This window comes from Microbacterium oleivorans NBRC 103075, assembly GCF_001552475.1.
GTDB lineage: Bacteria > Actinomycetota > Actinomycetes > Actinomycetales > Microbacteriaceae > Microbacterium > Microbacterium oleivorans.
The window spans coordinates 38,735-63,392 of record NZ_BCRG01000016.1 but is presented as its reverse complement, the minus strand read 5'-3'; the positions used below and the strand labels follow the sequence as shown (position 1 = coordinate 63,392).

Annotated in this window: 28 protein-coding genes; 14 read left to right on the top strand and 14 right to left on the bottom strand. The window is 69.3% G+C overall.

Going from position 1 to position 24,658, the window contains the following annotated elements; all coding sequences use genetic code 11:
- Window positions 1-169 precede the first annotated feature (169 nt).
- Entirely contained in the window at window positions 170-1,420 is a 1,251-nt protein-coding gene (locus MO1_RS14110) for an FAD-binding protein (RefSeq protein WP_060916390.1), read from the bottom strand.
- Between the two features lie 39 nt (window positions 1,421-1,459).
- A complete protein-coding gene (locus MO1_RS14105; protein WP_236081035.1) occupies window positions 1,460-2,032 on the bottom strand; it encodes a M15 family metallopeptidase in 573 nt (190 codons plus the stop codon).
- A gap of 86 nt (window positions 2,033-2,118) precedes the next feature.
- Between MO1_RS14105 and MO1_RS14100 the strand changes: the two genes are divergently transcribed.
- Both MO1_RS14100 and MO1_RS14095 read left to right on the top strand, forming a co-directional pair.
- On the top strand, window positions 2,119-2,784 hold the full coding sequence (locus MO1_RS14100) for a response regulator transcription factor (protein ID WP_036311403.1): 666 nt from the start codon (window positions 2,119-2,121) through the stop codon (window positions 2,782-2,784).
- Window positions 2,781-3,872 (top strand): sensor histidine kinase, encoded by a 1,092-nt coding sequence (locus tag MO1_RS14095; protein ID WP_060916389.1) that lies wholly within the window; start codon window positions 2,781-2,783, stop codon window positions 3,870-3,872. Before MO1_RS14100 ends, MO1_RS14095 begins: the two co-directional genes overlap by 4 nt.
- Before the next feature lie 10 nt (window positions 3,873-3,882).
- Here the strand turns inward: MO1_RS14095 and MO1_RS14090 are convergent, their stop codons facing one another.
- The 4 genes from MO1_RS14090 to MO1_RS14075 form a co-directional block, all read right to left on the bottom strand.
- A complete protein-coding gene (locus MO1_RS14090) occupies window positions 3,883-4,548 on the bottom strand; it encodes a cation efflux transmembrane domain-containing protein (protein ID WP_060916388.1) in 666 nt (221 codons plus the stop codon).
- Complete coding sequence (gene cmtR / locus MO1_RS14085; protein ID WP_060916387.1) at window positions 4,530-4,865, bottom strand: Cd(II)/Pb(II)-sensing metalloregulatory transcriptional regulator CmtR; 336 nt, start codon at window positions 4,863-4,865, stop codon at window positions 4,530-4,532. The genes MO1_RS14090 and cmtR overlap by 19 nt, the downstream gene beginning before the upstream one ends.
- A gap of 42 nt (window positions 4,866-4,907) precedes the next feature.
- Window positions 4,908-6,230 carry an Nramp family divalent metal transporter gene (locus MO1_RS14080; protein ID WP_082724433.1) on the bottom strand — a complete coding sequence of 441 codons (1,323 nt, stop codon included), beginning with the start codon at window positions 6,228-6,230 and terminating at the stop codon, window positions 4,908-4,910.
- A 133-nt stretch (window positions 6,231-6,363) separates the two neighbouring features.
- A complete protein-coding gene (locus MO1_RS14075) occupies window positions 6,364-7,299 on the bottom strand; it encodes a dihydrodipicolinate synthase family protein (RefSeq protein WP_060916386.1) in 936 nt (311 codons plus the stop codon).
- A gap of 110 nt (window positions 7,300-7,409) precedes the next feature.
- Between MO1_RS14075 and MO1_RS14070 the strand changes: the two genes are divergently transcribed.
- On the top strand, window positions 7,410-8,399 hold the full coding sequence (locus MO1_RS14070; protein WP_060916385.1) for a LacI family DNA-binding transcriptional regulator: 990 nt from the start codon (window positions 7,410-7,412) through the stop codon (window positions 8,397-8,399).
- On the opposite strand, the gene MO1_RS14065 is transcribed toward MO1_RS14070, so the two are convergent.
- Complete coding sequence (locus MO1_RS14065) at window positions 8,396-9,775, bottom strand: APC family permease (RefSeq protein ID WP_060916384.1); 1,380 nt, start codon at window positions 9,773-9,775, stop codon at window positions 8,396-8,398. The two genes, MO1_RS14070 and MO1_RS14065, sit on opposite strands and share 4 nt — an antisense overlap.
- A gap of 56 nt (window positions 9,776-9,831) precedes the next feature.
- A complete protein-coding gene (locus tag MO1_RS14060; protein ID WP_060916383.1) occupies window positions 9,832-10,302 on the bottom strand; it encodes a DUF2975 domain-containing protein in 471 nt (156 codons plus the stop codon).
- Between the two features lie 94 nt (window positions 10,303-10,396).
- Here MO1_RS14060 and MO1_RS14055 point away from each other — a divergent pair, with 94 nt between their 5' ends.
- Genes MO1_RS14055 through MO1_RS14045 form a run of 3 tightly spaced genes read left to right on the top strand, consistent with a single transcriptional unit; the run spans window position 10,397 to window position 12,542 of the window.
- Window positions 10,397-11,212 carry an EI24 domain-containing protein gene (locus tag MO1_RS14055; protein ID WP_060916382.1) on the top strand — a complete coding sequence of 272 codons (816 nt, stop codon included), beginning with the start codon at window positions 10,397-10,399 and terminating at the stop codon, window positions 11,210-11,212.
- Window positions 11,212-12,147 carry an aldo/keto reductase gene (locus MO1_RS14050; protein WP_060916381.1) on the top strand — a complete coding sequence of 312 codons (936 nt, stop codon included), beginning with the start codon at window positions 11,212-11,214 and terminating at the stop codon, window positions 12,145-12,147. The genes MO1_RS14055 and MO1_RS14050 overlap by 1 nt, the downstream gene beginning before the upstream one ends.
- 5 nt (window positions 12,148-12,152) lie before the next feature.
- Window positions 12,153-12,542, top strand: coding sequence for a barstar family protein (locus MO1_RS14045; protein ID WP_060916380.1), 390 nt, complete (start codon window positions 12,153-12,155; stop codon window positions 12,540-12,542).
- Window position 12,543: 1 nt separating this feature from the next.
- On the opposite strand, the gene MO1_RS14040 is transcribed toward MO1_RS14045, so the two are convergent.
- On the bottom strand, window positions 12,544-12,882 hold the full coding sequence (locus MO1_RS14040) for a DUF6804 family protein (protein WP_082724432.1): 339 nt from the start codon (window positions 12,880-12,882) through the stop codon (window positions 12,544-12,546).
- Complete coding sequence (gene nhaA, locus MO1_RS14035) at window positions 12,879-14,165, bottom strand: Na+/H+ antiporter NhaA (RefSeq protein ID WP_060916379.1); 1,287 nt, start codon at window positions 14,163-14,165, stop codon at window positions 12,879-12,881. Before nhaA ends, MO1_RS14040 begins: the two co-directional genes overlap by 4 nt.
- A gap of 144 nt (window positions 14,166-14,309) precedes the next feature.
- On the opposite strand from nhaA, the gene MO1_RS14030 reads away from it, so the two are divergent.
- From MO1_RS14030 to mtnB, 3 genes are read left to right on the top strand one after another with little or no spacing between them, the layout of a single operon-like run.
- Window positions 14,310-15,359: a translation initiation factor eIF-2B alpha/beta/delta subunit family protein gene (locus MO1_RS14030; RefSeq protein WP_060916378.1), complete on the top strand. Its 1,050-nt coding sequence runs from the start codon at window positions 14,310-14,312 to the stop codon at window positions 15,357-15,359.
- Window positions 15,356-16,060: an acireductone synthase gene (mtnC, locus tag MO1_RS14025; protein ID WP_060916377.1), complete on the top strand. Its 705-nt coding sequence runs from the start codon at window positions 15,356-15,358 to the stop codon at window positions 16,058-16,060. The genes MO1_RS14030 and mtnC overlap by 4 nt, the downstream gene beginning before the upstream one ends.
- Complete coding sequence (gene mtnB / locus MO1_RS14020; RefSeq protein ID WP_060916376.1) at window positions 16,057-16,689, top strand: methylthioribulose 1-phosphate dehydratase; 633 nt, start codon at window positions 16,057-16,059, stop codon at window positions 16,687-16,689. The genes mtnC and mtnB overlap by 4 nt, the downstream gene beginning before the upstream one ends.
- Before the next feature lie 15 nt (window positions 16,690-16,704).
- Here the strand turns inward: mtnB and mtnK are convergent, their stop codons facing one another.
- Genes mtnK through MO1_RS14000 form a run of 4 tightly spaced genes read right to left on the bottom strand, consistent with a single transcriptional unit; the run spans window position 16,705 to window position 21,633 of the window.
- Entirely contained in the window at window positions 16,705-17,913 is a 1,209-nt protein-coding gene (gene mtnK, locus MO1_RS14015) for an S-methyl-5-thioribose kinase (RefSeq protein ID WP_060916375.1), read from the bottom strand.
- Window positions 17,910-18,977, bottom strand: a complete 1,068-nt coding sequence (locus MO1_RS14010; RefSeq protein ID WP_060916374.1) for an ABC transporter permease — start codon at window positions 18,975-18,977, stop codon at window positions 17,910-17,912. The genes mtnK and MO1_RS14010 overlap by 4 nt, the downstream gene beginning before the upstream one ends.
- Complete coding sequence (locus MO1_RS14005) at window positions 18,974-20,533, bottom strand: sugar ABC transporter ATP-binding protein (protein WP_060916373.1); 1,560 nt, start codon at window positions 20,531-20,533, stop codon at window positions 18,974-18,976. Before MO1_RS14005 ends, MO1_RS14010 begins: the two co-directional genes overlap by 4 nt.
- A complete protein-coding gene (locus MO1_RS14000; protein WP_060916372.1) occupies window positions 20,530-21,633 on the bottom strand; it encodes a substrate-binding domain-containing protein in 1,104 nt (367 codons plus the stop codon). Before MO1_RS14000 ends, MO1_RS14005 begins: the two co-directional genes overlap by 4 nt.
- A 205-nt stretch (window positions 21,634-21,838) precedes the next feature.
- Between MO1_RS14000 and MO1_RS13995 the strand changes: the two genes are divergently transcribed.
- The 5 genes from MO1_RS13995 (at window position 21,839) to MO1_RS13975 (ending at window position 24,658) form a co-directional block, all read left to right on the top strand.
- Window positions 21,839-22,426, top strand: a complete 588-nt coding sequence (locus tag MO1_RS13995; RefSeq protein WP_060916371.1) for a 1,2-dihydroxy-3-keto-5-methylthiopentene dioxygenase — start codon at window positions 21,839-21,841, stop codon at window positions 22,424-22,426.
- Between the two features lie 131 nt (window positions 22,427-22,557).
- A complete protein-coding gene (locus MO1_RS13990; RefSeq protein ID WP_060916370.1) occupies window positions 22,558-23,016 on the top strand; it encodes an Asp23/Gls24 family envelope stress response protein in 459 nt (152 codons plus the stop codon).
- 2 nt (window positions 23,017-23,018) lie between these two features.
- Window positions 23,019-23,234, top strand: coding sequence for a hypothetical protein (locus MO1_RS13985; RefSeq protein ID WP_036311375.1), 216 nt, complete (start codon window positions 23,019-23,021; stop codon window positions 23,232-23,234).
- A gap of 53 nt (window positions 23,235-23,287) precedes the next feature.
- Window positions 23,288-23,557, top strand: coding sequence for a GlsB/YeaQ/YmgE family stress response membrane protein (locus MO1_RS13980; protein ID WP_036311372.1), 270 nt, complete (start codon window positions 23,288-23,290; stop codon window positions 23,555-23,557).
- A gap of 96 nt (window positions 23,558-23,653) precedes the next feature.
- Window positions 23,654-24,658 carry an adenosine deaminase gene (locus MO1_RS13975; RefSeq protein ID WP_060916369.1) on the top strand — a complete coding sequence of 335 codons (1,005 nt, stop codon included), beginning with the start codon at window positions 23,654-23,656 and terminating at the stop codon, window positions 24,656-24,658.

Below are 24,658 nucleotides of genomic sequence, written 5' to 3'. Positions count from 1 at the left end.
ACCGGCCGTCGCGTTCACCCCTGCCGCACCGCCTGTTGCCGGAGAATCCGCACCGTTCTGATCGAGTCGGCACAGGCCGACGGCGTCGCCGGCGCGCACGCGCACCTGCACGCGCATCGAGGACCGCGCCACCCCCGCCCCTTCCGAGCCCGGCCGCGCGAACCGCGCCCTACAGCCCGAGCGCGCGCAGGTAATCGTTCACGAACGCGCCCCGGGGGTCGAACCGTCGCTGCAACGCGACGAAGTCCGCCCACCGCGGGTACAGCTCCGCCGGGTCTCGCGGCGTGAAGACCTTGCCCCAGTGCGGCCGCGCGTCGAACCGCGCGAGCGCAGCCTCGAGCTCCGGCAGAACCTCCGCAACCCCGGCCTCATCCGCGGTCCAGGTGAAGTGGAAGGCCACCGAATCGCGGCCCGAGCTCGGCGACAACCACAGCTCGTCCCCCGCGATCGTCCGCACCTCGCACACCTGCAGCACCGGCTTCAGCCGGTCCGCAAGCTCATGGACCGCGTCAAACGCGCCCACCGCATCAGCGAACGGCACCAGGAACTCCGACTGCAGCTCCTCACCGTTCGACGGCGTGAACTCCAGCCGGAAGTGCGGCAACCGGTCCAGCCACCGACCGGCCTTGCCGCCCTGCACCGTGCACGACGCCGCAGACACCCCGGGGAGCGGATGCAGCGCCCCGGCCGCCTCGCGATCGCGCAACGCTGCCGGAATCGGCGTCGCCGCGGCATCCGTCCGTTCCTTCCGCCACACCTGATCGACGTACATCTCGTCGCGGAACGTCGTGAACAGCGAGACGCTGTACGCCGATCCGGCGATGACGTCGAACGCCTTCCGCACCGCCTCGAGCGGCACGTTCTCGTACACGGTCTGCGCGATCTCGTACGTCGGCTCGATCGCGAGTTCGACGGTCGTGACGATCCCGAGCGCGCCCAGGCCGACGACAGCACCGGCGAGCTCCTCGTCCTCCTCGGAGATGCGCACCAGGTCACCCGTCGACGTGACGAGGTCCAGGCCCGTCACCGCCGCCGCCAGCGAGCGGTTCGCCACGCCCGACCCGTGCGTCCCCGTGCTCACCGCGCCGGCGACCGAGATGTGCGGCAGCGATGCGAGGTTCGCGAGCGCCCAGCCCTGACGGTCCAGCTCCTGGGCCAGCTCGCCGTACCGCACACCGCCGCCCACGCGCACGCGCTTCTGCGCGGCATCCACCTGGACCGGCAGATCGAGCTCAGCGGTCGACACCAGCGTCCCGCTCGTGTCAGCGATGCGTGTGAACGAGTGGCGCGAGCCGAGCGCCTTCACCGAATCGGATGCCGCGACCACCTCGCGCAGTTCGTCGACCGTCCGCGGCGCGACGAACCGCTCAGCCGAGTAGCGGATGTTCCGGGACCAGTTCTCGCCTGCGCCGTCGCTCATGCGAGCCAGCCTACGGCTGCGCGCGCGACCCGGATCGGATCACCCCGCCATCCGCGGATCCTCAGTCGGATCGAGATACTGGTCCGGGCATCCGACCGCCGGCGCATCGGAGCGGAGCTCGAAGTGCCAGGGTTCGTTGACGTACGTCCGACACAGCCCGAACTCGGCCCCGTGAAGATCGAGCCAGTAGGCGCCGTCGAACGGGCCCACGTCGACCGCGTTTCCCGAGACGTGAGCCGACGTCTTCGGCGTCGCCACCCAGCGCGACGCCTCCTCGAGCGACCCGTACGTCGACACGGCGTCGCGCAGCAGACGTTCCTGCATCTCCGGCGAGCGCCACCCGCTGTTGATCCGAAGCGTGATGTCCTCGCCCGCCGCCCGGTCGGACGCCGCGGTCAGAGCAGCGCGCAGGTCTGCGTCGAGTCGGGCGACGGCAGGGACGTCGGTGTCGTAGACGGTCGTGTCGTCGGGGACCTCGCCTTGGTCGATCGGCGAGAGGGCAGGACGGATGCCGGGGCTTCCGCCCGATCCCGCGACGGCGCATCCCGCCGTCCCGACGACGACGGCGGCCAGGACGAACACGAGCGGAGCAAAAGGGGCCGTGGATCTCATGCCCCCATCCCACGGGCCGTGGTGTTGCGAGGGCGTACGCGAAAATCGATACGCCGACGATACAGCCGGCTTCGTACGATCGACACGTGCGTGTGCTGATCGTCGAGGACGAACCGCTGATGGCGGGAGCCATCCGCGACGGTCTGCGCCTCGAGGCGATCGCGGCCGACATCGCGGGCGACGGTGACACCGCGCTCGAGCTCCTCGCCGTGGGCTCGTACGACATCGCGATCCTCGATCGCGACATCCCGGGGCCGTCCGGAGATGAGGTCGCCCGCGCGATCGTGCAGTCGGGCAGCGGGATGCCGATCCTCATGCTGACGGCCGCGGACCGCCTCGACGACAAGGAGTCCGGGTTCGAGCTCGGGGCCGACGACTACCTCACCAAACCGTTCGAGCTTCGTGAGCTCGTCCTCCGTCTGCGCGCCCTCGATCGGCGCCGCGCGTCGGTTCGGCCCCCCGTTCGGGAGTACGGCGGGCTCCGCGTCGACCCGTTCCGCCGCGAGGTCTATCGGGACGGTCGTTACGTCGCGCTCACACGCAAGCAGTTCGCCGTCCTCGATGTTCTCGTCGCAGCCGAAGGCGGGGTCGTCAGCGCGGAGTCACTGCTCGAGCAGGCCTGGGACGCGAACGCCGACCCCTTCACCAACGCTGTGCGCATCACCGTGTCCGCGCTCCGCAAACGGCTCGGCGAGCCGTGGCTGATCGTCACCGAGCCGGGCGTCGGGTATCGCGTCGAGGCGTCCGCGTGACGCGGCCGGCGGGACTCAGCGCCCGTATCAAGCTCACCCTGAGCTACGTCGCGCTCGTCCTCGTCGCAGGCGCGCTCATCCTCACCATCGTGTGGCTGTTCCTGCTTCGCTACGTTCCCGACGAGCCCTTGTTCACCGGCACCGGTTTCGCCCCCAGTCAGCGCGACCTGCTTCGCGCGTTCGTCCCACCTGCCGGCGCGGCGATGATCGCCCTGCTGGTCACCGGTGCCGTCGGCGGTTGGTTCCTCGCCGGGCGGATGCTCGCACCGCTGCGCCTGCTGACGCAGGCGACGCGACGAGCCGATGCCGGGGACCTGTCGACTCGAGTCCGGATGAAGGGTCGGCGAGACGAGTTCCGCGAGCTCGCGGATTCGTTCGACGGGATGCTGCAGCGCATCGAGTCGCAGGTCGAGGAGCAACGACGGTTCGCGACCAACGCGTCCCACGAGCTGCGCACTCCCCTCGCCATCATGCGGACTCTGCTCGACGTCGCCCAGTCGGACCCCGAGCGTGACGTCGATGACCTCCTTGACCGCCTCACCGCAGTCAACGAGCGCGGCGTCGAACTGGTCGAGGGACTGCTGCTCCTCGGGCGCGCCGACCGGGGCGGGTTCCCCCAGGCATCCGTCGATCTGTCTCTGCTCGCGGAGGACGCTGTCGAGACCCTGCTGCCTCTCGCCGAGGCCCGCGGCGTCGAGTTGATCGTCCACGGCGACGTGACGACCGTGTCCGGATCAGCCGGCTTGCTGGGGCAGGTTGTGCTGAACCTGCTGCAGAACGCTCTGATCCACGGCGATGCGGCTGAACCTGTGACGGTCTCGATCCACCGCGATCACGGTGCCGCGGTCCTGATCGTCGAGAACGGCGGCGCGAGACTCGGCCCGGCCGCCGTCGCGACTCTCGCCGAACCATTCCAGCGCGGCACAGCCCGCATCCGTCGGTCCGATCACGAGCGGAACGGGCTCGGATTGGCGATCGTCAGCGCGATCGTCGGGGCTCACGGGGGCGAGCTCACGCTCGCGGCGCGGTCGACGGGGGGACTGCGCGCAACCGTGCGAGTGCCCACAGGTGTCCGCCCGCCGAGCTGACGAGACCGGGTCAATGGTCGTGCTCGTCCTCCAACAGCATCCCCACCGACGTCGCGCACGCGTCGCCGCGCCACGCCTCGACGCCCTCGCGCACGGCGAAGACCGCGATGATGAGGCCGGCGACGGCATCGGCCCACCACCAGCCGAATGCGGCGTTGACCACGAGCCCGACGAGGACCGCAGCCGAGAGATACGTGCAGATGAGGATCTGTCTGGAATCCGCCACCGCCGTCGCCGAGCCCAGTTCCCTGCCGGCACGACGCTCGGCGAGCGAGAGGAACGGCATGACGAGCACGCTCACCGCCGTGAGGAGGAGGCCGATCGGTGAGGTCTCGGGTTCGGTGCGTAGGACCAGCGCCGTCACCGACGACACGGTGACGTAGGTCGCGAGCGCGAAGAAGGCGATCGCGATCACCCGCAGAGTCCCCCGTTCCCAGCGCTCCGGGTCCCGCCGCGTGAACTGCCACGCCACCGCCGCCGCCGACAGCACCTCGATGGTCGAGTCGAGCCCGAAGCCGATCAGCGCGGCGGACGAGGCGATCGTCCCGGCCGTCACCGCGACCACGGCCTCGATGAGGTTGTACGCGATCGTGGCGGCGACGATCCAGCGGATGCGGCGGCGCAGCAGCTCTCTCCGGGGCGCTGCGGCGAGGGCCGTCACGCGCAGCACCGGCATCCGTCGACCGCGCACTCTTCGCCGGCGTCGACCGCGACGACGGCGTCGAGGAGCTGTGCGAGTCCGGCGGTCAGATGCGGGTCGGCGATCTCGTATTTCGTGCGCCGGCCCTCGGGCGTCGCCACGACGAGTCCGCAGCCACGCAAGCACGCGAGGTGGTTCGACACGTTGGTCCGCGTCAGCTCGAGATCGCGCGCCAGGTCCGCGGGGTAGCCGGGGCGTTCCAGGAGCGAAAAGAGGATGCGGGACCGCGACGGGTCGGCCATCGCGCGCCCCAGGCGATTCATGACGTCGAGACGAGACGGAAGGGTCAGCACACGCTGACTATACAGCGTGTGCTGACCCTTACGGCGGTGGGATCAGCCCCCGATCAGACTCACGACGAGTCGCACGGAGAGGGCGAGCACCGACACCAGGCCGATGACACCGAACAGGTTCTGCCACCAGGTGTTGCGCAGCGGGCCCATGAGTCGCCTGTCGTTGGCCATGACGACAATCAGGAGCGCGAGGACTGGTGCGAACAGGACCGTCAACGCCTGCGCCAGGATGATCAACTCCACGGGAGATGACCCGGAGAAGATGAAGGTCACTGCCAACCCGAACGCGAGGATGAAGGCACTCCCGAGCCGCGCCGTCTTCGTCTCGGCCGAGGCTCCCTTGCCCAGGGCGTCCGAGAGCATCGTGCCGCCGGCGACGCAGTTGGGGATCATCGAAGAGAACGCGGCCCCCGCGAATCCCAGGGCGAAGATCCACGCACCGACGGGGCCGGCGATCGGCTCGAAGATCCGCGCGAGCCCGCCGAACGCACCCGGCGCGTCGGTGCCGGTCGCGTTGAGGACCGCCGCCGCGACCACGATGACGAGCGCCGTCATGATGCCGGGAGCGACGATGCCGGGAATCGTGTCGACCATCGTGATGTCGCGGTAGTCCGCCTTGATGCGGCCCCGCGCCTTCGTGCCATAGGACGTGTAGAACGCGGCGTTGATCGAGAAGTTCGTGCCCACGAGGCCGATGATGAGCAGCCAGGCGTTGTCGGGGACGATCGGGATGAGACCTGCGCCGGCGGCTCCCCAATCGGGGTTCGCGGCGAAGGCGGAGGCGACGAAGCAGACGGCCATGACGGCGACGATGCCGATGAGCACCTTCTCGACGATCCGGTAGATGCCCTTCAGGAGCAGGATCGACGCGACCGCGATGGTGCAGATGAGGGTCCACATGACCGGGGACGTGCCCGGGATCAGCATCGAGAGTCCGACGCCGGAACCGACGGCGTTGCCGACGGAGAAGCACAGCGTGATGAGGAAGACACCGATCCCGGCGACCGCGCCGACCCAGCCGCCGAGCCGTTCCTTGACCGAGGCGATGAGCGAGACGGGTGTCCGGATGCCGAGGCGGACGCTCATGTCGGTGAGGAAGATCATCAGGATCGTCGACACGACGATCACCCAGATGAGGGTGTACCCGTACGCGGCGCCGGCGTTCATCGCCGTCGTCAGGTTGCCGGGGCCGAACTGCCAGGCACCGGCGACGAAGGCAGGGCCGATGAGGGCGAGCTGCCGCCAGAACGTGCGGCGGGTGTGGGTCGACTCGACGATCGTCCGCACGGTCTCCGTGGAGATGCGTCCGTGCCCGGTGCCGGGCGTCGCGGGGGGTCGGGTGGTGCGCGAGCGGTCGACGCTCATGAGAGCTCCTTCGGGAGGGCGGTCCTGCCGCCCAGTCGTCGTTGACTGAAGAGCCGCACTGAAGGGTAGATCGACGGGTGCGGTACCGTCCATGCCTCCGGGGATCGGCAGGCAACCGATCCCCGGAGTCGGGTCACACGGAGACGCTGACCTTGCCGAGGTCGGCGGAGGCGAACGCGGCGGCGATCTCGGCATCCGCTCCGGGCTCGAGTGGGAGGAGCGGCTCGCGAACGGTCGCGTGGTCGAGAATGCCGCGGTTCACGAGACCCCACTTGAGGGCGACGGTGCCCTCCATGTGGGAGCCGCGGTGGTAGACCGCCTTCGTCACGGGGAGCAGGCGCTCGTGGATGGCGTGCGCGGCGGCATAGTCCTTCGCTTTTCCGGCGGCGATGAGCTCGACGAGCAACTCGGGCGCGATGTTGCCGTAGCCCACCAGCAGACCGTCGACGTCGAACATCGTCGGCAGCAGGTACTCGTCGTGGCACGAGAGCACCTGCAGCTCGGGGTACGCGGCGCGCAGTGCCGGGATCTCGGTGTACCAACGACGCATGTTGCGGACGCCGTTCTTGGTGTGGTTCACACCCTCCTGCCCCGCGATCTCGAGCTGGGTGTCGAGGTCGTAGCTGGCCTTCGTGTTGTCGGGGTACTGGAAGAGGATCTCCTCGAGACCGGACTCCTCCCAGATCGCGCGGTAGCGGGTCTGCGGGGCGCCGGGCTGGAAACCGAAGCGCAGCCAGCCGTGGGAGGGGTAGACGAGGGCGCCGGTGGCACCGGCATCCGCTGCGGCCTTGGCTTCGAGGGCGGCAGTGAGGTTGCCCTCCTTGGTGATGCCGGCGATGATCGGCAGCTTGTCGTCGACCGAGTCGCGGAAGGCGCGGATGACGTCGAGCTGCTCGGCTTCGGTGAGGAATGTGCCCTCCCCGGCGTGACCGAGGACGACGAGGCTCTTCACACCCTCGATCGAGCCGAGCCAGGAGCCGAGACGCTGGATCGCGGCGTAGTCGACGGCGCCGTCCTCGGTGAAAGGGGTGACGGGTGCGGGGTTGAGACCACGGAGGTCGAGGACCATGGCTTGCTCCTTCTCTTCGTTGAGACCCGCCTGATGAGAACGTTGGCGGGAACGTTTGCAGTAACGATTGCAAGTATGCTGATGAGCGCACATCGCGTCAAGGGGGAACAATGACGATCACGCTTCGCGACGTCGCCGAGGCCTCCGGCGTGAGCATCTCGACGGTCAGCCGCATCCTCGACGAGCGCACTCCCACCTCGACGTCCGCCACCGCGCAGCGCGTGCGTGCCGTCGCCGACGAACTCGGCTACCGGCGCAATGTCTTCGCCTCGAATCTGCGGCGCGGGGCCACCGGGACGATCGGCGTGCTCGTTCCGCGCCTGACCGATGCCGTCATGGCCCTCATGTTCGAAGCCATCGAGCGTGCCGCGCGTCAGCGAGGACACTTCGCGGTGGTCGCCACCTGCGGCGACGACCCCGACGAGGAGCGCAAAGCCACCGAGACGCTCCTCGATCGCGGTGTCGACGGTGTCGTCCTCGCGACAGCGCGCATCGACGACGGCCTGCCCGCGTCGCTGCGCGAGCGGAACGTCCCGCATGTGCTGGTACTGCGCACCGACCGCGTCAGCCCCTCGTCACTCGGCGACGACGAGACGGGCGGCTACCTCGCCGTGCGCCACCTGATCGACCTCGGACATCGCGACATCGGCATCGTGACCGGCCCGTGGTTCACCTCGAGTGGCCGCGACCGCCGCGCCGGCGCGGAGCGTGCGGCGGCCGAAGCGGGCATTGCCCTCGCAGAGGAGCGCATCCTCGCCGTCGGGTACGGACTCGATCACGGCATTGACGCCGGGAACCGCCTGCTCGATGGCGCCGACCGACCCACCGCGATCTTCGCCGCGAACGACAACCTGGCCCTCGGCATCCTCACCGTCGCTCAGAACCGCGGGCTGACGCCGGGCCGCGATCTGTCCCTGGTCGGCTACAACGACATCCCTCTCGTCGCTCAGCTACCCGTGCCCCTCACCTCGGTGCGGACACCGTTCGACCAGATCGCCACCACGGCTATGGAGATACTCCTCGCGCCCGCGGAGGGAGCGCCGACACGCCTCGCGATGCCGACGCTCATCCCCCGCGGATCCACAGGACACGTCTCTTAGTCGCGCCGACCGCCCACCGTGGGGATGGCACCCGTCCGCTCGGCGATCTTGCGGTCGCCGCGACGGCGTCCGGCGCGCGCGAAGAAGAACAGCACGGCGCCGACCACGACGTACACCGCGGTGCCGAGCCAGACCGGACCCTCCTGCTGGGTGAGCAGCACGATCGACGCGATGATCGCGAGGATCGGCACGATGCGCGGGACGGAGAAGTGCGAGTGCTCGACCTTGTCCTTCTTCAGCACCAGGACACTGACGTTCGCCGAGATGAAGACCAGCAGAAGCAGCAGCACCGTCGTGTTCGCGAGCGTCCCGATGTCGCCGATCACGCTGAGCAGCATCGTGACACCGGCGACCACGATGATCGAGACCCACGGCGTCTGACGCTTCGGAAGGACCTTGCCGAAGGCGTGGGGCAGCAGGCCCGATTCGGCCAGGCCGTACCCGACGCGGCTCGCCATGACCATGAACAGCAGCGCGCCGTTCGCGATCGCGATGAGCGCGATGACACTGAACAGCCACGGCGGCAGGGCCGCGCCGCTCGCCTTCACGACCTCCAGCAGAGGAGCCGACGATGCCCCGAGGACGTTCGGGTCGACGACGATGACAGCGCCCACGGCGATGAGCAGGTACACGACGGCAGCAGTGAGGATCGCACCGAACAGGGCCCGCGGGTAGGACCGGGTCGGGTTCTTGACCTCTTCAGCCATGTTGGCCGCGGCCTCGAAGCCGAGGAACGAGAAGAACGCGACGATGGATGCCGCGAACGCACCCTGCAGGGGGGCCACATCCGGCGCGAACTCGAAGATGCGCGACGGTTCACCGCCGCCGCTGCCGAAGACGATCCCTGCGATGACGATGATGATGATGAGGCCGGTGACTTCGATCATCGACGCGACCATGTTCGCGGCGAGGGACTCCTTCACGCCGCGCAGGTTGATCAGCGTCAGCACGACGATGAAACCGAGGGCGACGGGGATCGGCGGGAGGTTGAACAGCGCCTCGAAGTAGTCGCCCGCGAAGGCGTTCGCGAGGGCCGCCGCGGTCGTGATGCCGGACGCCATCATGAGGAAGCCGATGAGGAACGACAGGAACGGGCGACCGAACGCCTTGTCGACGTAGCGCGCCGCACCGCCCGCGTGGGGGTACTTCGTGATGAGCTCCGCGTAGGTGCCCGCCGTCAGGAGGGCGACGACGAGTGCGATGAGCAGGGGCAGCCAAATGACGCCACCGACGTCCTTCGACATCGTTCCGACGAGTGTGTAGATGCCCGCGCCGAGGGTGTCGCCCACGATGAAGGCGAAGAGCAGCCAGGTGCCGACAGCACGCTTCAGACCGGGCTTTTCCTGAGCAGGTGGAGCCGAGGTGTCGTTTGTCATCGCACCACTTCAACGAACATGCGCCTGCGATGCAACCCCTTCCACCGCGGGTTCTTTCATGTGTGCGGGCCAGCCGCGGCCTGATCCTGCAACAGAACCGCCTGCCTGAGCACATCGCGCAGCCCTCCGAGAATCAGTGCGACGCCGAGCCCGGCGACCATCGCGAGGCCAGTCATCAGCAGCACGGCGCGGTTCCCCGCGCCCGTGCCGAAGGCGACCCCGCAGCCGACGACGACCACGATCATCGCCGCAGCGACGCATCCGATCAGGGCGTCGACCCAGCGGATGGCGCCGTCCTCGAAGAGCCTCCCGTGGTCGGCGCGTGTGAGCAGCCGCCAGAGACAGACGAGGGCGGCCAGGACGCAGAGCGAGAGGATGCCGGTGAGCACCACACCGGCATCCCGAAGCCCGGCGAGCTCCGGCACCCAGCCCACGACGACGTCGAGGATGCCCGGCACGACCCACACCTGCAGAACGACGATCACGGTAAAGACGAAGCCGGCCCCTGCTTTCGCGAGTGCGATCATGCGTCCTCCATCTATCGTTATTCGATCTATGTATATCGATAAACAGCGCTCCGTGTCGAGACCGCGCGTCGCGGCGACACGGCAGGATGGGGACATGACCACACCCGCCGCCCCGCGGCATCCGCTCGCCTCGTTCTTCCGCGGCGTCGGCGACCTGGGCCGCGGCTTCGCGTTCTGGGGGCATCTGCCCGGTGCGATGGCGCTCGGACTGATCCCCGCGGCGATCGTCGGCGCGCTGCTGCTCGGCGGGATCATCACGCTCGCGGTGTTCCTCGGCGACATCGTCACGGCGCTCACGGGGTTCGCCGACGGATGGAGCGACATCGCCGCCTCGCTCGTGCGGTTCGGCATCGGCGCGGGCCTCCTCGGCGGCGCGATCGTCCTCGCGGTGGTCTCGTTCACGGCGCTGACGCTGCTCGTCGGCGATCCGTTCTACGAGCGCATCTGGCGCTCCGTCGAGGGGCACCTCGGGGACGCTCCGCCCGAGTCGGACTACGGGTTCTGGCGCTCGGTCGGCGACAGTATCGGCCTCATCCTCCGCGGCCTGGTCGCGGCGATCGTCGCCGGCCTCATCGGCCTCATCCCGCTCGTCGGCACCGCGCTCGGCGCCGTCGTCGCCGCCTTCCTCACGGGTTGGCTGCTCGCCGACGAACTCACCTCGCGCGCCTTCATGGCGCGGGGGTTGGATGCCGTCGCCCGCCGCAACTTGCGGCGCGCAGACCGCGCGCGGGTGCTGGGGTTCGGTGTCGCCACGCAGCTCTGCTTCCTCGTGCCGCTGGGCGCCGTCATCGCGATGCCGGCCGCCGTGGCCGGCTCGACGGTTCTCGCACGAACCCTGGTCGACGCGAGAGCCTCCGTCGGACAAGCTGGGGACACCACCGCGCCGCCTCGGCGCAGAAACGGAGCATGATGCGCCTCGTCCCCCTCGGGCCCACCGACCAGCAGGTTCCCAACGTCGTCGCCGGGATGATGCGCATCGAGGAGATGACGGACGAGGCGATCCGCGATCTCTATGAGGGATGCCGCGCGGCGGGCGTCGACTTCTTCGATCACGCCGACCTCTACGGCAGCAGCCGCCACGGCTGCGAGCGCCGTTTCTCCGAGGCGCTCCGCCTCAGCTCGGCCGAGCGCGATGAGATCACCCTGCAGACCAAGACCGGCATCGTCGCCGACGACTGGCACTTCGACCACTCGTACGAGCACATCGTCACGTCGGCCGAGGAGTCCCTGCAGGCGCTCGGCACCGACCGCCTCGACGTCCTCCTGCTCCACCGCCCCGACGCGCTGGTCGAGCCCGACGAGGTCGCCCGCGCCTTCGACCACCTCGAATCGTCGGGCAAGGTCCGCGCCTTCGGTGTCTCGAACCACACGCCGCGGCAGATCGACCTGCTGAAGACGGCGGTCACGCAGCCGATCGTCGCCAACCAGGTGCAGCTGTCGATCACGCACTCGACGATCGTGGCGCAGGGTCTCGCCGCCAATATGGCCGGCGAAGACGACTCGATCACGCGCGACGGCGGCGGGCTCGTCGACTACTCGCGCATCAACCGCATCACCCTGCAGGCCTGGTCGCCGTTCCAGAAGAACTTCTTCGACGGTGTGATCTTCGGGGCGCCCGAGTACCCCGAGCTCAACGAGCTGCTCGATCGTCTCGCCGCGAAGTACGACGTGACGCCGACCGCGATCGCCACGGCGTGGATCACCCGGCATCCCGCCCACATGCAGGTCGTGCTCGGCACCACGAATCCCCAGCGCGTCGCCGACGCCGCAGCCGGGTCGGACATCCCCCTCACCCGCGCCGAGTGGTACGGGCTCATCTCGGCCGCAGGGCACAAGGTCCCCTGACCCGCGTGGCCGAGTACGTCATCGAGGGAAGCCGCATCGACGGCATCCCGGATCTCTACGAGGAGCTGAACCGCCTCTTCATGACGGGCGAGGACTGGCAGCTCGGCGCGAGCCTCGACGCGCTCGACGATCTCCTCCATGGAGGGTACGGCGTGCACTCGCAGGATGCCGCGGTGCGGGTCGTCTGGCGGGATGCGGCGCACAGCCGCGAGGCACTCGGCATCGCCGAGACGGAGCGCTGGTTGCGCGGAAAGCTCGCGCAACCAGGCACGTTCCACGCCACCGGCATCCGGAATCAGCTCGACGAGATGCTCGCGGGAACCGGGAAGACGTACTTCGAGCTCGTGCTCGAGGTCTTCGCCGACCATCCCGAGGTCACCCTCGAACTCGGCTGACTCAGACCTGTCGTCGGATCTTGATCGTCGCGCCGGCGGCGAGGAAGACGATGGCCGCGGCGACCTGTGCGGCGCTCCAGATCGGGCCGGAGAACTCGAACGGGAAGATCGGGTTCCAGATCACTGCGATCGCGAGCATGACCGGCAGCCACCACCAGTCCTTCGCCTGGAACGCGAACCAGCCGATGATGAGCGCGAAGATCGTCGCGACGAACCGCACGGTGAGGAACCAGTCGGTCTCGAGCAGGGCGGGAGCCACGAAGAGAACACCCGCGGCGAGCAGGCTCGGCGCCAGTGCGTTGCGCTGATACATCGCGGGCGTCGGCTGCGTGCGGCTCACAGGGCTCCTTCGGGCGGGGGTGTGCTCCCAGTCTGACGCACGCGCCGAGCACGCAATGCGAGCACGACGCCTCCGAGGATCGCTGCGACGATCGACCCGGTGAGGATGCCGATCTTCGCATGGTCGTCCTCGAGCGAGCCGACTCCGTACGACAATTCCCCGACGAGCAACGCGACGGTGAACCCGACGCCGGCGAGTAGCCCGACGCCGACCATGTCGCCCCACCGCAGCTCGAACGTCCGCCGCACCGCCGGGATGCGCGTCAGCAGGAACACCGCGAGCAGAATGCCGATCGGTTTGCCGAGGACGAGGCCGACCAGGATGCCGAGAGTCACCGGATCGGCGAAGGCTGCCGTCAGTCCGTCCCAGCCGCCGACCGTGACCCCGGCCGAGAAGAACGCGAAGATCGGAAGCGCGATCAGCGTCGAGATCGGCCCGAAGCGGTCGGCGAAGTGCGCGGTCAACGCATCGTGGATGGGGGCACCGTCGGCATCCGTCCCCACCCGCACGCGAGCGCGCGGAGTCACCGTCGCCGGCACCATGAACGCGAGGACGACGCCCGCGATCGTCGCGTGAACGCCCGAGGCGTGCACGAAGCCCCACGTGACGATCGCGAGGGGAATCAACACCCACCAGTGACGGATGCCGCGCCGCACCGCGAGGGCGAACAGGACCAGCGGGAAGACCGCGGCCGCGAGCCACAGCGGCTGCAGGTCGTCGGTGTAGACGGTGGCGATGATGGTGATCGCGAAGAGGTCGTCGACGACAGCGAGGGTGAGCAGGAACACGCGGAGCGCGGGCGGCAGCCCCTTCGCGACGACGGCGAACACCGCGATCGCGAAGGCGATGTCGGTCGCCGTCGGAATGGCCCACCCGCGAACGGCGTCGCCGGGCACGGCCGCCGTGAAGGCCACGAAGATGAGCGCGGGAACGATGACACCGCCGAGGGCGCCGATCACCGGCACGGCGGCGACGCGCGGTGAGCGCAGCCGCCCGGCGACGATCTCCTCCTTCAACTCGAGACCCACGACGAAGAAGAAGATGGCGAGCAGCCCGTCGGCCGCCCAGTGGGCGACGGTCAGGTCGAGGTGGAGCACCTCGGGCCCGAACGAGGTCTCTCGGATGCCGACGTACCAGGGCGCGGCGGGCGAGTTGGCGAGCAGGAGCGCTGCGACGGTCGCGGCGAGCAGCAGGATGCCGCCGAACGTGTCGGTGCGGACGGTCTGCCGGATCCCCCGCCAGATCTCGTGCGGAGCGGTGTGGGAGGAAGACGAGGACGACATGACGGATCGATCGTATCCGGGCGGCCTGACCCGAGACTCCGCGATTGTTTCGCCCCGTATCGTCCCGTTCCGGTTCGGGGTCGACGCCTCCGTAGGCTGGCGGGAGTCGTCCCGCCGGCGCCCCCGACCCGAAGGGATCCCCTGATGAGTTCTGCCACCCTCGAGGAATCCGTCATCCTCGACGAGACTGCCGGAGTCGTCCGCATCCTCGACCGTCGCGTCTTCCCGGCGCAGGTCGAGTGGGTGACGGCGGAGACCCCGGATGCCGTGGCCCGCGCGATCCGCGACATGGTCACCCAGAGTTCGGGCCCCCTCTACGCCGCCACGGCCGGGATGGCCCTGGCCGCGCTCCAGGCGCGAACCCTCGACCTCGACGCCGCCCGGGCCTCTATCGCCGCAGCCGGTCACGCTCTGGCCTCGGCCCGTCCGACCAACGCGCACCCGCGCGACGCCGTCGCCCGCATCCTCGTCGCCGGCGAGTCCTCCACCACGACCCCCGAACTCGTCGAGGCCACCGTCCAGACAGCCCGTGTTGTCGATCGCGATTACCGCGCCGCGAGCGCCGCACTCGGCCGGTCGACGCTGTCGCTCCTGCCCGAGAACCCCCGCATCCTCACGCACTGCTGGGCAGACGCCTACCTGTTCGGCCTCGTCGGAGCGGCGCGTGACGCGGGACGGACGATCGAGTGGATCGCGACCGAGACCCGGCCGTACCTGCAGGGTGCGCGCCTCACCGCTCACTCGCTCCGCGAACTCGGACAGCGGGTGACCCTCATCACGGACGGCATGGCTGCGGCTGCCCTCTCCTCCTCGCGCGGCGTCGGAACGGGGCCTATCGACGCGGTCGTCACCGCCGCCGACCGGGTCTCGCTCGACGGTGCTGTCGTGAACAAGGTGGGTACGCTCGCGCACGCAGCCGCCGCGGCAGCCTTCGGCATCCCGTTCTACGCGATGGTCGAGGCACCCGATCCCTCCGCGCCTACCGCGGCCGACATCGTCATCGAGGACCGCGACCCGCGAGAGGTGCTCGAAGTCCTCGGCCAGCGCACCGCGAGCCCGCTCGTCACCGACGCCTGGTACCCCGCCTTCGACGTGACACCGCCGCGTCTCGTGACCCGCATCGCCACCAGCCACGGCACGTTCGCGCCCGCAGACGTCGCCGCTCACTTCACCGCACCGCAAAGGACCCCATGACCGTCACTGTCTCCGCCGATGTGATCGTCCTCGACATCGAGGGCACGACGAGCGCCGCCGGGTTCATCCTCGGTGACCTGTACGACTACGCCCGCCCGCGCCTCGACGAGGTGCTGGGCCGCGACGACGACACCGTCCGCGCCGCGCGCGCCGACGCGATCGCCGAGACCGGCCTTGCCTCCGACGCGACCGACGCCGAGATCGCCGACGCCCTCCGTGAGCTGATGGCCACCGACGTGAAGTCGACGCCACTCAAGACCCTGCAGGGGATCCTCTGGGCCGAGGGCTTCGCTGCGGGCGAGATCACCTCGCAGTTCTTCGAGGATGTCCCGCCGAAGCTGCACGCGTGGCACGAAGGCGGCATCCGACTGATCTCCTACTCGTCGGGATCGATCGCCTCACAGGTGCCGTGGTACCGGCACGCGCCGCAGGGCGACCTCACCCCGCTCGTCGAGGACTGGTTCGACACGGTGAACGCCGGCCCGAAGAAGGATGCCGCGTCGTACCGCACGATCGCCGCATCCGTCGGCGTCGCCCCCGATCGCCTCCTCTTCCTTACCGATCACCCCGACGAGGTCGCCGCCGCTCTCGCCGCCGGCTGGCACGTGATCGCGCTCGACCGCGAGGGCGAACCGTGGCACGGATCCGACTTCGCCGCACCGTCGGTGTCGTCGTTCGACGAGATCGTGGTGTCCCGGTGAGCCTGCCCGCCGCCGAGCAGGTCCGCGCGGCGGGAGCCGTGCTCGCGACCGAGGCGAGCCGGTTCTCAGGCTACGGCTGGATGCGCGGCACCGCCGGCAACCTGTCCCTCGTCATCGACCGTGACCCCCTCGTGCTGGCCGTCACGGCCTCCGGGCTCGAGAAGTCCGAGCTGACTGACCGCGACGTCGTGCTCATCGACGGCGGCGGTCGCTCGATCGACCCGACCGACCCGCGACCCCCGTCCGCCGAAGCGGGCCTCCACGCCCACATCGCCGCACGGACGGGCGCGGGCGCCGTCTTCCACGTGCATGCGTTCGACGCCGTCGTCGCGGGCCACCGCTGGCCGGAGGGCGTGGCGATCCGAGACATGGAGATGCTGAAGGGCATCGGGCACCGCGCCCACGATGAGACCGTCGTCATCCCCGTGATCGACAATCACCAGGACATGACGGTCGAAGCCGCACGCTTCGACGAGGTCTACGTCCCGGCGACCGATGACGTCCCCGAGGTTCCCGCGCTCATCGTCGCGAACCACGGGATGTACGCCTGGGGTGAGGATGCCGCGGCTGCCCGCCGTCACCTCGAGATCGCCGAGTGGCTGCTCCGATTCCAGGTCGCCACGCGCTGACGGTCCTTCGGTTCCTCAGCCCAGGAAGACCTCGACGGTCGCCTGCGTGAGACGCGCGGGGTCGGTATCGACGCGACGGCCGGTACCGAGGGCGCGCGCGCCGAGGAGCACGACGCGGGCGGCGACCGCGCGCTCCGCCTCGGGGAGCGTCTGAATGTCGGCGACCTTCGAGAAGCCGACGATCCGGCGGACGGCCTTCGCGGCGGCATAGATCGCGGCGTCCGACCGCACCTGCCGCAGCGTCGCGGCCAGGACGTCGTCGCCGTAGACCCGCGGATCGACCCGCTCGGGCCAGCGCCGGGTGAACTCTCGCTCGAAGGCGGTGACGAGTTCGACGGGCAGGCGCAGGAGCTGCTCGGCATCGGCGTTTCGTCCGAGCACGTGGGCACGCGCGGCGGCGATCAACAGGTTCGCCCACACGGCGCCGAGGTCGAACCCGGTCGGTCCGAAGGTGCCGAACTCCGAGTCGAACGCTTTGACCGACTCGCCGTCGGCTCGCACGAACACGGACCCGGTGTGCAGGTCGCCGTGCAGCAGGCTCTGGGTGCTCTCCTGGAAGCGCTGCTTCGCAAGCCCGATCTCGCCCACGAACGCGGTGTCGGCGCGGAGGGCGCGCACGTCGGTCTCGTTGGCGGGCAGCCAGCCGTTGTGCTCGTGGTCGATGTAGGGCTCGGTGAAGACGAGGTCCTCGGTGATCTCACTCAGCTCGGGGTTCGTTGCCTCCGCGATTGCCCGCCGCCGCTCGGGACCGGGTGTGCCGAAGACACTCGACGCGAACGCCACCGCGCCGACGTAGGTGCCGAGCTGGGCGGCCGCGTAAGGGTGGATGCGTCCCGCGTTGAGTTCGCCGCGCCACACGGCGTGATCGCTCAGGTCCTCGATCGAGAGGGCGAGGGATGCCTCGTCGAACCCGTACAGGGCGGGCACGTGCACGGGATCGACCTTCTCGTGCGCCGTGAGCACGACGGCTTCACGCTTCGTGCGGGACCGGGTGAGCGGCCATGACGGGTCGACGCGGACGTGCGGGAGCGACTGTTTGATGACGACGCCGCGACCGTCGGCATCCGTCACGATGAACACCAGGTTGAGGTTGCCGTCGCCGACCTCGACGACCGACGCGATCGCGTCGGGGTCGACGGGCCCGGCGAGCTGCCGGTGCGACCGCAGGTACGCGGGGACGGTGTCGACGGTCAGGAGCTCGTCGACGGTGGCGGTGTCGGTCATGATGCGGTGGTGCTCCCGGCGATGATGGTCGTCTTGCGGCGACGGAAAGTGAAGCTGAACAGCAGGGCGACGAGCAGGATGACGCCCTTGCCGAAGTCCTGGATGTAGTACGGCAGGTTCATCATCGAGAACCCGGTGACCATCACCGCGATGAGCACCGCGCCGAGGGCCGTGCCCCACGCGTTCGGGCGCCCGATGCCGAGCACCGAGACGCCGACGAGCGCGACGGCAACGGCGTCGAGGAGCAGCGAGTTGCCGGCCGAGACGTCGCCCTGGCCGATGCGCGCCGCGAGGATGAGTCCCGCGATGGAGGCGAGGATGCCGCATCCGATGTACGCGGCGGCCTGGTAGACCCGCACCCGAACCCCTGCGAGGCGGGCCGCTTCGGCATTCGAGCCGACGGCCGCGAGCGCGCGACCCCAGCGCGTGCGGTCGAGGACGAACCACAGGAGGAGCGTCAGACCGAGGAAGAGGATGACAGGCACCGAAACGGGGCCGATCGATCCGCGGTCGAACCAGAGGAAGTCCTCTGTGAAGCGGCCCGGCGCGGTCGTACCGTCGGACAGGGTCATCCGCGACGAGATCGACTTGCCGTCGACGATGATCAGCTTCAGCCCGACCACCGCGAACATCGTGGCGAGCGTCGCGAGCAGGTCGGGGATGCGCGCGAAGACGATCAGAGCCGCGTTGAGCGCCCCGATGAGCGCGCCCGACAGCAGGACGACACCGACCGCGACGCCGCCCACCTGGCCGGCGATCACCAGGGTCCACGCCGCGATCGAGACGGCGAATCCCGCGCTCGCCCCGACCGACAGGTCGAGTCCGCCGACGGTCATCGCGAGGGTCACCCCGAGGCCGGCGATGCCGACCGGGGCGATGAACTTCAGCATCCCGAAGATGTTGTCGGGTGTCCCGAAGGCGGGTTCGCTCACGAAGAAGAACAGGAACAGCAGCACCGTCACCGCGACGAAGCCCCACTTCGCGATGATCCCGGCGACGATCGTGCCGATGCGGGACGGGGTGGATGCCGGGGGCGCCACGGGGGCGGGGGCGAACGCGGTCATGCGGTCTCCTTGCGGTTCTCGGCGTCGCCGAGGAGGGCGTTCACGATGCGAGAGCGGTCGAGCACGCCGGCGGGGGTGTCGAGGGCGACCTCGCCGGCGACGAGCACGACGATGCGGTCAGCCACCTCGAGGATCTCGTCGACGTCGCTCGAGAGGACGACGACGGCGCCGCCCTCTCCGGCGCGCGATCGCGCGGCCGCGCCGATCCGGCGACGCGCGCCGATGTCGACGCCGCGGAACGGTTCGTCGAGCAGGGCGAGCGTCGGCGTCGTACGCAGCCAGCGCCCCACGATGACCTTCTGCTGGTTGCCGCCCGACAGCTCGTCAAGGGTCGCGGCGCTCGAGGGTGCCACGACGCCGAAGGCATCGATCACCTCGTCGGCGACCGCGCGCTCTCGGGCGGTCGACACGACGCCGAGTCGGGAGATCTCACGGAGGACGGGGAGACCGACGGTGCGTGCGATCGACCAACCCGGCTGGATGCCCTGCCGCTGGCGCTCCTCGGGAACGAGGGCGACACCGGCGTCGATCGCGGCGACCGGTGTCGCCGGCCGATAGGGCTCCCCGCCCAGCGTGAGGGTGGCTGCCGGATCGGTGCGGACACCCGCGACGAGCTCGGCGAGCTCGGTCTTGCCGGCGCCCAGAAGACCCAGGATGCCGGTGACCTGCCCTCCGCGCACCGTCAGATGCAGCGGAGTCGCCCCCGGGAGGAGCGTCGCCCCGGTCACGGTCAGTACCTCGTCACCTGGGGAAAGCGGCTCGGTGACGTGCTGCTGCAGCTCCGTCGGTACCCCGAGCATGGCCTCGAGGGCCACGTGCCAGTCGAACGGACGCGCGGCGTCGAGCTCGAGCCGTCCGTCTCGGAGGACGAGGATGCGGTCGGCGAGCCGTTCGATCTCACCGAAGCGATGGCTGACGAAGAGGATCGCAAGCCCCTCGGCTCGAAGCGCGCGAAGCACGTCGAACAGCCGGTCCGCCTCGGTGGCCGTGAGCGCCGAGGTCGGCTCGTCGAGGATCAGCAGGCGCGGCGTCGAGCGGAGGGCGCGGGCCAGGACGAGCAGCTGCGCATCGGACGCCCCCAGGCGCCCGGCATCCGCTCGCAGCACCTCATCGGACCAGTCCAGGCCCAGCCGGGCCAGCGCCTGTCGCGCAGCGGCCTCGGTCGCGCGTCGGCGCACGACGCGGTGGCCGCCCGAGGTCAGGTCCGTGAGGAGGAGGTTGTCGGCGACGGAGAGATCGGGGACGATGCCGTCCGCGATCCGCTGATGCACCGTCTCGATGCCCGCGCGTCGCGCCTTCGTGGGCGAGGCGAGCCGCACGGTCTCACCGGCGACGGCGATCGCGCCGGTGTAGGCGGCGTTCGCCCCGGAGACGGCTCCGATGAGCGTCGACTTGCCGGCGCCATTCGTGCCGAGAAGGGCGGTGATCGTGCCCGGATGGAGGGCCAGGTCGACGCCCTCGAGCACCTGGTTGTCGCCGTAGCGCACGCCCACACCGCTCAGGCGGACGATGGCGAGGTCGTCCGCCTGAGCGGTGAAGCGTGCGTCGGAGGTCATCCCGAGACGGCGGGCAGCCAGTCGGCGGTGACGACGTCGCTCAACAGCAGCGACGGCTCGGCCTCGCGCAGCTGGGTGACGTTGGTGATCTTCTTCTCGAGGAGGAAGTCGCGGGTCACCGTGACCGCGGGGAACTGCACGTCGGGCTTGTCGAGCTGACCCGCGAGCGACAGCGCGAGGGTGCGGACGACGGCCGCACCGGTCGAGGCCGGGTCGGTCGCGGACGTCGCGACCCACGGGCTGCCGTCGGCGGTCATGACCTCGATGTCGGCGTTGGAGATGTCGATGCCGTAGACCTTGACCTTGTCCTGCAGGTTGTTCTGACGCACCGCCTGGACGACGCCCTTCGCGATCTCGTCGTACGGCGCGAAGATCGCTTGCACGTCGGGGTTCGACTTGAGCGCCGCGTCGACGAGCGGGATGTTGTCGGTCGCCGTCGACTCGGTCACCTCACCCGTGAAGAACTTCTGGTCGAGCTTGTGCTCGGTGAGGTATTCGTCCCACACGACCTTCCGGCGGTCGAGGGGCGCGAAGCCTTCGGCGCTGACGAGGCCGACCTTGGCTCCGTCACCGTTGTCGGTGACGAGCTGGTCGAGCACGCCCTGCGCCATCGAGGCGTCGGATTGCGAGGTCACGATCACGCCGTCGGAGTTCTCGAGTGCCAGGTCGTAGATGATGACGGGGATGCCGGCATCCACCGCCTCGCGGATGCGCGGCTCGATCGTGTCGGTCTGCCCGTGGTCGACGATGATCGCATCGGGCTTCGACGCGATCGCCTGCTCGAGATCGGATGCCTGCTTGGCGTTGTCGTTGCGGGCGTCGAACACCGTGAGGTCGATGTTCGCGGCCTTCGCCTGGGCGTCGGCACCGGCACCCCACGCCGTGAAGTAGTCGCCGGCGCCGGACTGACGAACGAGCGCGACGTCGATCGGGTCGCCGTTCAACGGTGCCGGGCGGTCGGCCGTCGGCGCGGCCTGCGAGGCGGCGGGAGCCGATGCGGCGGGCTGGCCGGTGGACTGTTGGGCGCAGCCGGAGAGGACGAGGGCGGCGGCACCGGTCACGGCGGCGAGCGCGATGAGACGGCGGGAACGGTTGGACACGGTGGTCCCCTTCTGAGATGTGCGGATCGGGTGTGCACAAGCTGAGGCGGATGCCGGGGGGCACCGCGCGGATCGAGTGTGACAGCGGGCGGGCCCCGCATCCGAATGACGGTTGCGCATTGTTACGCGCGGCCTCGCTCGAATGGCTCGCCGATGGCCTGACGCGCGAGAATCGCTGTACGCGACCGCATCCCGAGGAGCCACCGTGACCCTGCTGACCGTCTGGAACGACACCGATCCGACCACCCCCGTGCTCGAGACCGTCGATGCGGAGGCGATCCGAGCCGAGCTCGCCACCCTCGGCGCACGCTTCTCTCGCTGGGAGGTCAAGGACTTCACGGACGACGCGACGCTCGAGGACGTGCTCGACCTGTACAAGGTCGAGGTCGACGAGGTGAAGAACCGCGAGGGCTACACGCTCGTCGACATCGTGGGACTCTCTCCCGCACAGGAGAACTACGACGAGGTGAAGGATGCCTCTCGTCAGCGCTTTCTTTCGGAGCACAAGCACGACGACGACGAAGACCGTTTCTTCGCTCGCGGTGCCGGTGTCTTCTACCTTCACGTGAACGAGAAGGTCTACGCGCTCTACTGCGAGGCGGGCGACCTCGTCTCGGTGCCGGCGAACACGACGCACTGGTTCGACATGGGCACGACGCCGGAGTTCACCAGCATCCGCTTCTTCCATGACGACGACGGCTGGGTCGGTCACTTCACCGGCAATCCGATCGCCGAGACGTTCGCGACGTTCGACCAGCTGTCGGCACGTCGCGCAGAGCTCCCCGCAGCCTGATCCGGGATATCCCTCACTTTTTTGTGACGTTTCGGCGCCGGGGTCCCTCTTACCTGTGAGGGCGGAACCCACGCCCCACGACGACGCCACCATGGCGCGTCGGACGAGACCACACAGTGAGGGACATCCCCATGGCTGAGAACAAGACCACCACCCCCGCCACCGCGACGCGCGTCGACCGTTCGGCATCCACCCGCAGCAGCGACGACCAGAAGGTCGCCGGCCGCATCACGATCACCGACGGCGTCGTCGCGAAGGTCGCCGGCATCGCCGCCCGCGAGGTCACCGGCGTGTACGCGCTCGGCGGCGGCGGAGCACGCGCGCTCGGGGCGATCCGTGATGCGGTGAACGCCACCGATCTGACGCAGGGCGTGAAGGTGGAGGTCGGCGAGACGCAGGCCGCCGCAGACCTGAAGGTCGTCGTCGAGTACCCGGCGCCGATCGGCCAGGTCGCCGACCAGGTCCGCGCATCCGTGGCCGGTGCGATCGAGCGCCTGACCGGCCTCGACGTCGTCGAGGTGAACGTCGAGATCCACGACGTCCACATCGCTGACGATGACGACGACCACGCTGAGCCCCGCGTCGCCTGACCATGCGCAACAAGATCCTCATCCTGGGCGCAATCGCCTTCGTCGCTTACGTCGTCGGCAGCCGGTCCGTCACGGTGAAGAAGTCCGAATCGGTGCCCCACCAGCTCGTGCGAATGCGCGACGAGCGGAGGACCAAGAAGGACCGCGAGAAGAAAGCGAAGAAGATCGCGGCCGACGTCAAGGGAATTGCTAAAGACGTCCGCAAGCGATTCAGCTAGTCCCGGCGTCCGTCACAGAACGACTCGGACACCACCATCACTAAGGAGTAATCATGGGCTTTTTCGGTTTCCTCATCCTCGGGCTTCTCGCTGGCGCCATCGCCAAGCTGATCCTCCCGGGCAAGCAGGGCGGCGGCTGGTTCGTCACGCTCCTCCTCGGAATTGTCGGCGCTCTCCTCGGCGGCTGGCTCGGTGGGCTGATCTTCAACGTCAACCTGAACGAGTTCTTCTCGCTGTCGACCTGGCTGCTGGCCATCGGCGGATCGATCATCGTTCTGCTGATCTACGGCGCACTGTTCGGCCGCAAGCGCTCGAAGAGCTGAGTTCCCTGAACAGCTGAGTACCCGAAAGGGTGCGGAGGACGGCCGACTCGCCGACTCCGCACCCTTTCGTCGTTCTCAGCCGTACGATGGCTCCCCGTGACAAGCCCCGATCTGCGCACTCTCCCCAAAGCCGAACTGCACCTGCACATCGAGGGGACATTAGAGCCCGAACTCGCGTTCACTCTCGCGGCGCGCAATGGCGTGACCCTGCCGTTCGCCGACGTGGATGACCTGCGACGTCGCTACGACTTCGAAGACCTGCAGTCGTTCCTCGACCTCTACTACGCGTGCATGGTGGTGCTGCGGACGGAGCAGGACTTCACCGATCTCGCGGTCGCCTACCTCGAGCGGGCTGCTACCGACGGCGTCCGCCACGTCGAGATGTTCTTCGACCCGCAGGTCCACGCGGCGAACGGCGTGCCGGTCGACGTCGTCATCGACGGGCTCCGCGCAGGGCTCGACGTCGGGAGGGAGCGATTCGGCATCACCGGGGGGCTGATCGTCTGCATCGTCCGCGACCACCCGGTCGCCTCCGCCGAGGCCCTCCTCGATGAGATCGCGCCGCGTGCGCACGAGCTGCTCGGGATCGGCCTGGACTCCGCAGAGGTCGGCTACCCGCCGTCGCTGTTCGAGGGCGTCTTCCGTCGGGCCGCCGAGCTGGGACTGCGTCGCGTCGCCCACGCAGGCGAGGAGGCACCCGCCGCGTACGTCTGGGAGGCCCTGCGGCTACTCGACGTCGAACGGGTGGACCACGGCATCCGTTCGGTCGACGACCCCGAATTGCTCGCGCATCTCGCCGAGCACCGAGTCGCGCTGACGGTGTGTCCCCTGTCGAACGTGCGCCTACGCGCCGTGCCCGAGCTGAGCGCCCACCCCCTGCGCGAGCTCGTCGACGCGGGTGTCGTCGTGACGATCAATTCCGACGACCCGTCGTACTTCGGCGGCTACATCGGCGACAACTACGCCGCCGCCGCCTCGCTCGGCTTCGACACGGCCGAACTGGCGCATCTCGCCGCGAACTCGATCGAGGCGTCCTTCGCGGATGCCGGGCGCAAGGCCGACCTCGTCGCAGAGATCCGGGCGTGGGCGGCGTCCGCCTGA